This window comes from Kitasatospora sp. NPDC059973, assembly GCF_042737525.1.
In the GTDB taxonomy this organism is placed as follows: Bacteria; Actinomycetota; Actinomycetes; order Streptomycetales; family Streptomycetaceae; genus Kitasatospora.
Window position 1 is genome coordinate 1 of record NZ_JBHWUI010000225.1, and the last position, 10,703, is coordinate 10,703.

Annotated in this window: 13 protein-coding genes; 8 read left to right on the forward strand and 5 right to left on the reverse strand. The window is 73.3% G+C overall.

Going from position 1 to position 10,703, the window contains the following annotated elements:
• Positions 1–63: 63 nt before the first annotated feature.
• The 4 genes from ACFWA9_RS35645 to ACFWA9_RS35660 all read right to left on the reverse strand — a co-directional run bounded on the left by ACFWA9_RS35645 (position 64) and on the right by ACFWA9_RS35660 (position 3,817).
• Positions 64–1,371 (reverse strand): discoidin domain-containing protein, encoded by a 1,308-nt coding sequence (locus ACFWA9_RS35645; protein ID WP_380393051.1) that lies wholly within the window; start codon positions 1,369–1,371, stop codon positions 64–66.
• 243 nt (positions 1,372–1,614) lie between these two features.
• Positions 1,615–2,067 carry a hypothetical protein gene (locus ACFWA9_RS35650; protein ID WP_380393053.1) on the reverse strand — a complete coding sequence of 151 codons (453 nt, stop codon included), beginning with the start codon at positions 2,065–2,067 and terminating at the stop codon, positions 1,615–1,617.
• 260 nt (positions 2,068–2,327) lie between these two features.
• Complete coding sequence (locus ACFWA9_RS35655) at positions 2,328–2,954, reverse strand: hypothetical protein (protein ID WP_380393056.1); 627 nt, start codon at positions 2,952–2,954, stop codon at positions 2,328–2,330.
• Between the two features lie 149 nt (positions 2,955–3,103).
• Positions 3,104–3,817, reverse strand: coding sequence for a TetR/AcrR family transcriptional regulator (locus tag ACFWA9_RS35660; protein ID WP_380393059.1), 714 nt, complete (start codon positions 3,815–3,817; stop codon positions 3,104–3,106).
• 144 nt (positions 3,818–3,961) lie between these two features.
• On the opposite strand from ACFWA9_RS35660, the gene ACFWA9_RS35665 reads away from it, so the two are divergent.
• From ACFWA9_RS35665 to ACFWA9_RS35685, 5 genes are all read left to right on the forward strand, one after another.
• Entirely contained in the window at positions 3,962–5,698 is a 1,737-nt protein-coding gene (locus tag ACFWA9_RS35665) for an amidase (RefSeq protein ID WP_380393061.1), read from the forward strand.
• 174 nt (positions 5,699–5,872) lie between these two features.
• Positions 5,873–6,283, forward strand: coding sequence for a VOC family protein (locus tag ACFWA9_RS35670; protein WP_380393064.1), 411 nt, complete (start codon positions 5,873–5,875; stop codon positions 6,281–6,283).
• A gap of 169 nt (positions 6,284–6,452) precedes the next feature.
• Positions 6,453–7,004 carry a helix-turn-helix transcriptional regulator gene (locus tag ACFWA9_RS35675; protein ID WP_380393067.1) on the forward strand — a complete coding sequence of 184 codons (552 nt, stop codon included), beginning with the start codon at positions 6,453–6,455 and terminating at the stop codon, positions 7,002–7,004.
• On the forward strand, positions 7,004–7,669 hold the full coding sequence (locus ACFWA9_RS35680; protein ID WP_380393078.1) for a glyoxalase: 666 nt from the start codon (positions 7,004–7,006) through the stop codon (positions 7,667–7,669). Before ACFWA9_RS35675 ends, ACFWA9_RS35680 begins: the two co-directional genes overlap by 1 nt.
• A 124-nt stretch (positions 7,670–7,793) precedes the next feature.
• On the forward strand, positions 7,794–8,207 hold the full coding sequence (locus tag ACFWA9_RS35685) for a VOC family protein (RefSeq protein WP_380393070.1): 414 nt from the start codon (positions 7,794–7,796) through the stop codon (positions 8,205–8,207).
• Positions 8,208–8,358: 151 nt separating this feature from the next.
• Here the strand turns inward: ACFWA9_RS35685 and ACFWA9_RS35690 are convergent, their stop codons facing one another.
• A complete protein-coding gene (locus tag ACFWA9_RS35690; protein ID WP_380393073.1) occupies positions 8,359–9,081 on the reverse strand; it encodes an SDR family oxidoreductase in 723 nt (240 codons plus the stop codon).
• 95 nt (positions 9,082–9,176) lie between these two features.
• Between ACFWA9_RS35690 and ACFWA9_RS35695 the strand changes: the two genes are divergently transcribed.
• The 3 genes from ACFWA9_RS35695 (at position 9,177) to ACFWA9_RS35705 (ending at position 10,631) form a co-directional block, all read left to right on the forward strand.
• Positions 9,177–9,959 (forward strand): cupin domain-containing protein, encoded by a 783-nt coding sequence (locus ACFWA9_RS35695; RefSeq protein ID WP_380393075.1) that lies wholly within the window; start codon positions 9,177–9,179, stop codon positions 9,957–9,959.
• A gap of 3 nt (positions 9,960–9,962) precedes the next feature.
• On the forward strand, positions 9,963–10,097 hold the full coding sequence (locus ACFWA9_RS35700) for a helix-turn-helix domain-containing protein (protein WP_380393080.1): 135 nt from the start codon (positions 9,963–9,965) through the stop codon (positions 10,095–10,097).
• 168 nt (positions 10,098–10,265) lie between these two features.
• A complete protein-coding gene (locus ACFWA9_RS35705; RefSeq protein WP_352295970.1) occupies positions 10,266–10,631 on the forward strand; it encodes a hypothetical protein in 366 nt (121 codons plus the stop codon).
• Positions 10,632–10,703: the final 72 nt, after the last annotated feature.

Genomic DNA, 10,703 nt, shown 5'->3' on the forward strand with positions numbered 1-10,703 from the left:
GTCCCGCCCCGGCGGGGCGGGACGGCGCGTCCGGACGGCGGCCCGTGGTGGCGAGGTACATCATCAGTGGCAGCTGTACTTCGGGCTGGTGTCCTTGACCTGGCCGTCCGTCCCGACGTAGCTCCAGCCGTAGCCGGAGTCGGTGAAGTCCAGCTTCAGCACGCCGTAGTCACCGCTGATCCGCTTCTGGCTGTTCGGCTGGACCTGCTCGATCGGGTAGGGCTCGGCGCCGCCCATCCCGCCGACGATCTCGACGATCCCGTCCGCGGTCGCCTTCCCGTCCGGGTCCTGCGGGGCGAACCGCTCGTAGTGGTGGTCGTGCCCGTTCAGCACCAGGTCGGCCTTGGCTCCGTAGAGGATCTTCCACACCGGCCGGGAGACCGGGTCGTTGCCGTGGCCGCCGGAGGAGTACAGCGGGTGGTGCCAGTAGGCGGCGATGCACTTCTTCCCGTTGGCCGCCAGGTCGGCCTTCAGCCAGTCGATCTGGGCGCTCTGGTCGAAGGCGTTGGAGTCCAGCGCGACGAAGTGCCAGTTGCCCTCGTCGAAGCTGTAGTAGCTCTTCCCCTGCGGGTAGGCGATGCTGCCGAAGTACGCCTTGTACCCGGCGAGCGACCCGGCCGGGTCGTAGGTCTCGTGGTTGCCCGGCACCGGGTGGGTCTTCGCCTTGAACGCCCCCCAGGTCTTGTCGTAGTAGGCCTTGAAGTCCGCCAACCGGGCGTCGTCGTACTGGCTGTCCCCCATCGTCAGGTAGAACTTGGGGTTGATCTGCTGGGCCAGCGCGGCCGTCTTCGGGTGCGCGCAGCCGCTGTCCGCGGCGGTGCACTGGGCGGCGATGTCGCCCGCCGCCACCACGGTGAACGCCCCGCCCGGCGCGGTACCGGTCGGCGAGGGGGTGCCGGTCGGCGACGGGGTGCCGTCCGGTACCCCGTACACCTGCATCTCGAACAGCGAGTACCCGTACGACGTCCCGCGCGCCGTCCCGTACATCCGGACGTAGCGGCCCTTTCCGGCCAGCCCCGTCCAGTCGTCCGTCCCGCCGTTGCCGGCCTTCTCCTCGGCCACCGCCGTCCAGGTCACCCCGTCCGCCGACACCTCCAGCCGGTACGCCTTCGCATAGGCGGCCTCCCAACTCAGCTTCACCCGGGAGACGTTGGCGCTCACCCCGAGGTCGACCCGCAGCCACTGCGGGTCCTTCCCCTCCACACTGGCCCACCGGCTGGAGGTACTCCCGTCGAATGCCTTCCCCGCCGCGTACGACGACCCCTCGGTGGAGGAGGCCGTCGCGGCCTTCCCCTGCGAGAGCAGCGGGTCGACCGCCGCCCCCGCCTGCCCGGACCAGCCGAGCACCAAGCCGCCGAGCAACGTGATCACCGCGGCGAACACTCCGACACGAACAGGTCTTGCCGAGACACCCAGACGCATCCCTGAACTCCATGACCTTGAGTAGATGGCGAGAGCTGGACTCCGGTCCACAGCACACGAACTCACCGGGCGAGCGGCAGCCGCGCCACCGCAGCGGCCGGGTCAGAGCTCTCGCTGAGCACGTCACACCCCCTCCAAGCCGGGGCGCCGCGCCAAGCCGCCGACCGACAGCCTAATGGATAGTAAAGTTCCCTACCAATAGTTCGGCGGCACCGAACTTCCGCCCGCCCAGCGGATCATGGCCCTGTCCGAACGCCTCGTCGGACCCGTCTCCACGGCCCCGACCGACCGCCGGAGCGCCCGCGCCCGCCGCGGACCTGCGGCCGCGTACGCCGCGGCGCCGGTCGCGAACAGGGCCCACGCCGTCCCGGTGGACGCCGCCGTGCCGGGCGGAACGGCCATCCAGTGGAGCACCTGCCCCGCGGTGCCGCCCGGCGGCGGTACGAGGAGGGTGAACGCGAGCCAACCGGCCGGCAGGGTCCAGGCGAACGACGCCCCGCACAGCGCCGCGCCGAGCACGCGCAGCCGGGCGCCCTCCCGCACCGAGGTCGGGGCGCCGTCGCCGAGGACGTCGTGCAGCACCCGCAGCGCCTCCCGGCCGCGCGGCGCGAGTTCGGGCCGGTGCGAGCGGCTCGCCCGCGTCACGCACACCGGAAGGGCCGCGCGGCCCCCTCGGGCCACCCGCTTGGCGAGGCGTTCCTCGTCCAGTCCCCCAGTGCTCTCCTCGTGATCTCACACCAGCCGGACGCCCGAAGCCGCGGTCGGGTTCTACCTCCGCCCTGACCTGCGTCACAGTCCGGCCCCGGGGTGCGGGATCCGCCCGGCCGCCCTGCGAGCGCCGCCGGCCGGTCGGGTCGTGGCGGTCAGGTCGTGGCGGTCAGGTCGTGGCGGTCAGGTCGTGGCGGTCAGGTCGTGGCGGCCAGCCCGCGGCCCTGCTCCAGGAAGGCCATGGTGCCGATGACGCCGCCGAGTTCACGGATCGGCCGGGCGGCGCCGAACGGCGCGTTCCAGAACTCGCCCCGCCGCGGGGTGGGCGGGCCGACGTAAGCGTACGGCTCCGCCTGGAACGCGTCGCCGGGTGAGACGCCGTAGTTCACGCCGTCGACGGTCACCCCGATGTCGAAGTGCTCGGGCCAGATGACCGGGTCCGCCTCCGCGAACAGCCCGCGCAACGCGGCGTCCCCGAGCGCGAAGCACCGCGCGAGCCGGCGGGCGGCGGACGGGTCCGCCTCGACGGCGTCGTCGGCGGCCACGACCGAGCCGTCCCCGTACAGCCCGGCGGGGGCACCGACCGCGAGCCCGAGAGCCGCGCCGAGCGCCGTGCAGGTGGTCCATTCGAGGGACAGCGCCTGCCCGGGCGCGACCAGCTCCGCGCCGATCACCCGTAGCCGCGGCTCGGCCGTGGTGGCGAAGCCTCCCGCGCAGGCGCGCAGCCTGATGGTCCCGCTGTCCCGGTACTGCGGCCCGGCCAGGACCAGCTCGGCCACCGCGTGCAGGGCCCGGCGGGTGCGTACGAGAGTCTCGGTGTCCATGAGGGCATGCTCCCGCAGCCCGAGGCACCGCGCACAGCCTGCCGCCGGGCGGCCGCACCGGCCGGCCCCCGCCGGTCGTCGCCGATCCTCGCGCCGCACGTGGTGGCCCTCGGCCCACCGGACCCGTGCGACGGCGGCGGGGCGCGCCCTCAGGCCCGGCCGGCCGGCCGCAGTTCGCGTTCGAGCGCGGCCAGCGCGAAGGCGTGCGCGGAGGCGTGCTGCCAACGGGCCCGCCCGAACATCACGTCCCCGGAGAGCCCGTTGAGCATGGCCACCGCCCTGATGACGAACTCGGCAGGGTCCACGTCGGCGAACTGCCCCAGCGCCCGCCCCTCCCGGAGGACGGCTTCCAGCCGCTCCTCCCAGACGTCGGACAGGTCGGTGAGGACCTGCCGGCCGGCGTCGTCGTGGCACTGGGCCAGCACCTGCGTCCACAGCGCGTAGCGTTCGTCGCCCGGGTGGCGGGGCAGGTAGTAGCGGACGAACAGGGCCAGTTTCTCGGCGGGGGACGCGGCCTCGTCCGCGGCCCGCTCGAACCGGGAGCCGAGGTCCGCCTCGCTCCACGCGAGGACCTCCAGCAGCAGCCGGTCCTTCTTGCCGAAGTGGTAGAGGATGTGCCCGGTGCTCATGCCGGCCCGCGCGGCGATGTCCGACATCCGCACGGCCGCGGTGCCCTTCTCGGCGATGACGCTGATGGCGGCCCGCATCGCCCGCCCCCGCGCCTCGTCGCCGCTGGGCTGGCGCTTCCGGTCGGCCGGGGTCGGGGCGGGCTGGGGAGCGGCGCCCGGTTCAGTGCCCGTCCCAGCGCCCGACGCGCCGCCCGCCTCGGCACCCGTCACCGGCTCGGTCTCTCGCGTCGACATGGCCGCACCTCGATCCTGGGGGTCTAGATCCGTAGTCTAGACTGAAATTCTAGTCAGTGCGCCGGAGGCGTGGCGGCCGCGTACGCGCGACCGGCCCGCCGCCCGGCGATCCACCTGCCCGACCCCCACCCAGGAGGCACCCGCATGACGCGCGGATTCGACGTTGTGGAGACCTGTATCGCCGACCTGCGCGAGGCACTGGAGAAGGGCCGGACCACCGCGGTCGAGCTGCTCGACGCCTACCTCGCACGGATCGACGCGTACGACCGGCCCGGCACCGCCACCGCCCTCAACGCGATGGTCGTGATGAACCCGGACGCCCGCGCCGAGGCCGAGGCCTCCGACGCACGCCGCGCGCGCGGCGAGACGCTCGGCCCGCTGGACGGCATCCCGTACACCGCGAAGGACAGCTACCTCGCGAAGGGGCTGACGGCCGCCGCCGGTTCGCCGGCCTTCGAGCACCTCGTCGCCCAGCGCGACGCCTTCGCCATCGAGCGGCTGCGCGCGGGCGGCGCCGTCCTCATCGGCCTGACCAACATGCCGCCGATGGCGAACGGCGGCATGCAGCGCGGCGTCTACGGCCGCGCGGAGAGCCCGTACAGCGCCGACTGGCTCACCAGCGCCTACGGCTCCGGCTCCTCCAACGGCTCCGGCACCGCGACCGCCGCGTCGTTCGGCGCGTTCGGCCTCGGCGAGGAGACCTGGTCCTCGGGCCGGGCCCCCGCCTCCAACAACGCGCTGTGCGCCTACACGCCCAGCCGTGGCGTGATCTCGGTGCGCGGCAACTGGCCGCTCGTGCCGACCATGGACGTCGTGGTCCCGCACACCCGCACCATGGCCGACCTGTTCGAGCTGCTCGACGTCATCGTCGCCGACGACCCGGAGACCCGCGGCGACCTGTGGCGCGCCCAGCCGTGGGTGCCGCTGCCCGCCGCCTCCCGGGTGCGGCCCGCCTCCTACCCGGCCCTCGCCCCCGCCGACGCCGGGGCGGCGCGCGCCGCGCTCGCCGGCAAGCGCGTCGGCGTGCCCCGGATGTACATCAACGCCGACCCCGAGGCCGGGACGAACCCCGAGGGCGGCATCGGCGGCCAGACCGGGCAGCGGATCGACACCCGCCCCTCGGTGATCGCCCTGTGGGAAGCCGCACGCCGCGACCTGGAGGCCGCCGGTGCCGAGGTCGTCGAGGTCGACTTCCCCGTCGTGTCGAACTACGAGTCCGACCGCCCCGGCACGCCCTCGCTGCTCACCCGCGGCCTGGTCGGCCGCGACTACCTCACCGTCGAGATCGAGGACCTCTCCGCCTGGGCGTGGGACGACTTCCTGCGCGCCAACGCCGACCCCGCGCTCGCCACCCTGGCCGAGGTCGACGGCGACCGCATCTGGCCCAAGCGGCAGGGCGAACTCCCCGACCGCTACGCCGGCTTCGACGACACCATCGGCGACTACCCGCGCTTCGTCCGCGAGCGCCCGTACGCCTCCTTCACCGACATGCCGCACGTCGAAGCGGGCCTGCGCGGACTGGAGGAGACCCGCCGGGTCGACCTGGAGGAGTGGATGGACGAACTGCGTCTGGACGCCGTCGTGTTCCCCGCGGTCGCGGATGTCGGCCCCGCCGACATGGACGTCTCCGAGGCGTCCGCCGACCTCGGCTGGCGCAACGGCGTCTGGGTCGCCAACGGCAACCTGGTCCCCCGCCACCTCGGCATCCCCACGGTGACCGTGCCCATGGGCACCATGACCGACACCGGCATGCCCGTCGGCCTCACCTTCGCCGGCCGCGCCTACGACGACAACGCGCTCCTGACCCTCGGCGCCGCCTTCGAGGCGACGGCCCCCCGCCGCACGGAACCGCCGCGCACCCCTCGCCTGCCCGCCGAGTGACGTGACGTGACGGGGCGGGGCGGGGCGGGGGTCTCCCCGCTCCGCCCCCGCCGCTGTCGCGGGGCGCGAGGCGCGAGGGCGCTCCGCCCGAGATGTCCGCCGACGTCCGCATGTGTCCCGATCGATCAGGAATCGAGAAGCGCGGGCCACGGCGTTGCCTCTAGCCTGCACGCCATGGACATCAGCATTCACACCACCACCCTTCCGCACGACGACCCGGACGCGTCGCTGGTCTTCTACCGCGACGTCCTGGGCTTCGAGGTCCGCAGCGATGTCGGGCAGGGCAGGATGCGCTGGATCACGGTCGGCCCGGCCGGGCAGCCGGGCACGTCGATCCTGCTGGCGCCGCCCGCCGCCGATCCCGGCATCACCGAGGACGAGCGCCGCACGATCACCGAGATGATGGCCAAGGGCACCTTCGGCTGGATCCTGCTGGCCACCCCGGACCTCGACGCCACCTTCGAGAAGGTGCAGGCCGGTGACAGCGAAGTCGTCCAGGAGCCGACCGACCAGCCGTACGGCGTCCGCGACTGCGCGTTCCGCGACCCCGCCGGCAATCTGATCCGCATCCAGGAACTGCGCTGAGCCGTACGGGTACCGGCGCGGCTGTACGAGCCGCCGCGCGACCACCCGCGAGGGGTGCCGGCGGCACGTGGACGCGTCCGGGGGCAGCCGTCTCGGCCACCCCCGGTCGCTCGAAGACGCCGATGGGCAGGGCAGACGGACAGGGCAGACGGAGAACGAGGGGGTCCCCATGTGCAGGCCGGAATGGCGGCGAGCGCTCGTCCAGGCGCAGCGTCTGGCCGACTTCGCGCGGTTGCGCCGCGTCCGCGATCGGATCGACCGGGAGTACGCGCGGCCACTGGACGTGGCGGCGCTCGCCCGCGACGCGAACATAGCCGCCGGGCGGCTGAGTCGGGAGTTCCGCGCCGCGTACGGCCAGTCGCCGTACGCGTATCTGATGGCGCGTCGCATCGAGCGGGCGGCGGCGCTGCTGCGGCGGGGCGACCTCGGCGTCACCGAGGTCTGCCGCGCGGTCGGCTGCGCGTCGCTGGGTACGTTCACCACCCGCTTCACCGAGCTGGTCGGCATGCCGCCAGGAGCCTTCCGGCGCCGGCCGGCGGGTGCGGCGGACGCGGCGGGTGCGGCGGACGCGGCAGATGCGGCGGCCGCGACGGCCGGCCGTCCCGCTCCGGCGGCGGGGCCGGCGATCATCCTGGACGGGATGCCCGCGTGGGTGGCGAGGCGGGTCGCGAGACCGGTCAGGAATCGAGAAGCCCCGGCCGCCGGGCAGCGCCTAGCGTGATGGTCATGGCAACCACCGCTTCCACCGCAGCCCACACGTCCCTCGCCTCCGTCACCCTTGAGGTGGCCGACCCCGAGGCCGCCCTCCGCTTCTACCGCGCCTTCGGCGTGGACACGCACATCCGCCTGCGGGCGTCCGGGGCGCACTCCACCGGATTCCGCGGCTTCACCCTGGCGCTCACGGTGTCCGGGCCCGCGACCGTCGACGGCTTCGTCGGCGCCGCCGTCGACGCCGGGGCGACCGTCCTGAAGCCCGCCGCCAAGTCGCTGTGGGGCTACGGCGGCGTCGTCCAGGCCCCGGACGGGACGATCTGGAAGATCGCGACCTCCGCGAAGAAGGACACCGGCCCCGCCACCCGCGAGATCGACGAGGTCGTCCTGCTGCTCGGTGTCGAGGACGTGAAGGCCACCAAGCAGGTCTACGTCGACCGGGGCCTGACCGTGGCCAAGAGCTTCGGCGGCAAGTACACCGAGTTCGCCCCCGGTCGGGCCGGCACCGTCAAGCTGGCGCTGTACAAGCGCCGCGCCCTGGCCAAGGACCTCGGCGTCCCCGTCGACGGCACGGGCTCGCACCGCATCGTGCTCGGCAGCGCCGCCGAGGCCTTCACCGACCAGGACGGGTTCGTCTGGGAGGCCGCCGAGGCGCTCGCCCCCACGCCGTCCTGACGACAGCCGGGCCCCGGCCCGGATCGCCGGCGCGTACACACCCACACGTCGCGTACGCCTCCGCCAGTACCGCGTACACCTCCACCAGTAGCGCACACACATCCACCAGTACAAGGAGTGAGCCATGAAGGCGCACGTCAGCTCCATCCTCCTCGGCGTCCGGGACATGGACCGGGCCAAGCGGTTCTACACCGAGGGGCTCGGCTGGAAGATCCAGAACGACTACGGCATCTCGGTGTTCTTCGCATCGGACGGCGCCTCGCCGGTCGGCTTCTACGGCCGCGAGGGCCTGGCCGAGCAGGTCGGCACGGACCAGGAGGGCAGCGGCTTCAGCGGCCTGGTCCTGACCTACGTCGTCCGTAGTGAGGCGCGGGTCGACGAGATCATGGCGGAGGCCCAGCAGGCCGGCGCCACCGTCCTCAAGCCCGCCGGCGCTCTGCCGTGGGGCGGGTACGGCGGCACCTTCGCCGACCCGGAGGGCTACCTCTGGAGCCTCGGCTACAGCGCCCAGGGAGCCGACCAGCCCTACGCCGAGTAGCCGCGATCGGGCAGGACCTACGAGCGGGTCGCGAGCCCCGTGATCCGCGCCCGCTCGGACGCCCCGCGGCCGACCGCTACCGCCGGGACGGCCGCCCCACCCCCGGCGCTCCCCACCCCCGGCGCCCCACGTGAGCCGTCTGCCGACCGGTCTAGACGAGGGACCCCCCGCCGTCGAGCGTCAGCACGGAGCCGGTCGCGAAGGGGTTGCCCAGCAGGAGGAGATAGGCCGCCGCGGCGTCCCCGGGCTGCCCGACCCGACCGGCCGGGAGTCCGCCGCCCTGGCTCCGGAAGAACGCTTCCGGTTCCGGGACGAGGCCGTCCCACAGTTCGGTCCGCACGACGCCGGGGCGTACCGCGTTGACACGGATCCCCCGCGGGGCCAGGTCCAGGGCGAGCGCTCGGGTCAGGGACTCGATCGCTCCCGTCGTGCTGGCGGGGACCGGCGAGCCGGGCAGCGGGCGGGTCGCGACCACTCCGGACGTGACGACGATCGAGCCGCCCGGACGGATGGCCGGCACCGCGTACTTCACGGCCAGGAAGGCTCCCCAGTAACGGACTTCGAAGCCGGCGCGGGCCTCGGCCGAGCTGAGGTCCTCGATCCCCTTCAGGAGCAGGGTGTCTCCGGCCGTGTAGACGAAGTGGTCGAACTCGCCGAGTCCGGCGAAGAACGCGGCGATCGAGGACTCGTCCGTCACATCGATGCGACGGCCCTCGGTGTCGCCGGGCAGCGTGGACGCGGCCGCGTCCACGCGTTCCTGGCTGCGCGAGGCGACGACGACGCGGGCCCCGTCCTTCGCGGCCTGCTCGGCCACCGCGTAGCCCATGCCCGAGGTGCCGCCGATGACGACGATCTTCTTCTGGTTCAGTGTCATGAGGTGAAGCTATGTCAGTGCCGCGAGACGATGAATGGCCAAGAATCTCGATCCGCTGTCCGATCGTCTCGATCCCCCGGCACTATGATCGCGTCGTGGACATCCTGAGCGACACCCTGGCCGCACTGAGAACGGGACGTCCCAGCGCCGTCCGCACCGAGGCGCGAGCGCCGTGGGGCTTCCGCGTCCAGGCCGTCGTCGGGGCCGCGTTCCATGTGGTCGGCGAGGGCCGGTGCCTGCTCGTACCGCCGACCGGGGACCCGATCGAACTCGGCGCGGGCGACGTGGTCTTCCTGCGCCGGAGCAGCGGCCACGTCCTGACCGACTCGCTGCCGAGCCCGGTCGTGGACTTCGCTCCGGTACCCGTCGACGGGGGTTCGCCGATCGGCCGCCTCGTCGCCGACGGCCCCGGTGCGCGGACCCGCCTGCTGTGCGGCGCCTACAAGCTCGACGTGGACCACCGGCATCCCCTGCTGCGCGAACTCCCGGAGGTCATCCACCTTCCCGCCCGCCCGGGGCGCCATCCGGCGCTCCAGGCGACGGTCGATCAGCTCTGCGTCGAGATGAACGCCCCGCGGCCCGGATCCGACGCCGTCGTCAGGTCGCTGATGGACCTGCTCCTCGTCTACATCCTGCGCTGCTGGTACGACGAGCAGTCGCACGAACGCGCCGGGGGCTGGGCGGCGGCCCTCACCGATCCGGTGATCGCACCGGCGCTGCATGCCATCCACGAGGACCCCGGGCATCCGTGGACCGTCGAATCCCTCGGCGGCAGAGCGGGCTTGTCCCGGGCGGCCTTCGCCCGGCGCTTCACCGCCGTCGTCGGCGATCCGCCGTTGAGCTACCTGACGACGTGGCGCATGACGACGGCCGGATGACTCCTGCGGGACGGCGACCTCTCCCTGACCACCGTCGCGGCGAAGAGCGGGTACACGTCGGAGCTCGCCTTCGCCAAGGCCTTCAAGCGCCACTTCGGAGCCCCACCGGGCGCCTACCGCCGCGGGGCACGGGCCTGACGGCCCGGCCGATGACCCCGGCCACGGCGCCGGCGAACCGGTACCGGGAGAGCAGCACGCGCAGCCGGCCGGTCTCCGTCCTGATCCTGGCGAACCCACCGTCCTCCTGAGACCCCCCGACTACGCTTGTCCCGGTCACGGCCAAGATCGAACGAGGGGGGACCACCCATGCCGTACGAGATCGGCGCGAAGGTGAGGCTGACCAGGGATGTGCAGGTCAGCGCGGACGGCATGACGGCCGGAACCGGCCTCCCCGGTCCGCTGTTCCTGGCCGGGGGCTTGACGGGCATCGTCTCCGGCTCGGCAGTGCAAGCCGGCGGCGCGTCCCCGGACATGCTCGCGAGCTTCGACCAGCAAGTCCGCGGCAGCCGGTTCGACAGCTTCACCGCCGGCCTGATCGACGACCTCCGTCAGCGGGTCATCGGGATGGGAGCAGTGGGTGCCGGAGCCGGCGCTCGGACCAGGTACACGGTGCGTTTCGAGAACGGCTTCGTTCTCGGCGGTCTCGAAGAAGACTGGCTGGCCGGAGCCTGAGTGTCCGCCACCGCGCCGGCGCGGTGGCGGACACTCAGGCCGGATAGCCGATCGAGCCCAGCGGTGGGCAGG

Excerpts from the sequence above, each read along its gene's own strand:
- ACFWA9_RS35655 (WP_380393056.1), bottom strand. The coding sequence starts at position 2,954 with ATGGACACCGAGACTCTCGTACGCACCCGCCGGGCCCTGCACGCGGTG.
- ACFWA9_RS35660 (WP_380393059.1), bottom strand. The coding sequence starts at position 3,817 with ATGTCGACGCGAGAGACCGAGCCGGTGACGGGTGCCGAGGCGGGCGGC.
- ACFWA9_RS35665 (WP_380393061.1), top strand. The coding sequence starts at position 3,962 with ATGACGCGCGGATTCGACGTTGTGGAGACCTGTATCGCCGACCTGCGC.
- ACFWA9_RS35670 (WP_380393064.1), top strand. The coding sequence starts at position 5,873 with ATGGACATCAGCATTCACACCACCACCCTTCCGCACGACGACCCGGAC.
- ACFWA9_RS35675 (WP_380393067.1), top strand. The coding sequence starts at position 6,453 with ATGTGCAGGCCGGAATGGCGGCGAGCGCTCGTCCAGGCGCAGCGTCTG.
- ACFWA9_RS35680 (WP_380393078.1), top strand. The coding sequence starts at position 7,004 with ATGGTCATGGCAACCACCGCTTCCACCGCAGCCCACACGTCCCTCGCC.
- ACFWA9_RS35685 (WP_380393070.1), top strand. The coding sequence starts at position 7,794 with ATGAAGGCGCACGTCAGCTCCATCCTCCTCGGCGTCCGGGACATGGAC.
- ACFWA9_RS35690 (WP_380393073.1), bottom strand. The coding sequence starts at position 9,081 with ATGACACTGAACCAGAAGAAGATCGTCGTCATCGGCGGCACCTCGGGC.
- ACFWA9_RS35705 (WP_352295970.1), top strand. The coding sequence starts at position 10,266 with ATGCCGTACGAGATCGGCGCGAAGGTGAGGCTGACCAGGGATGTGCAG.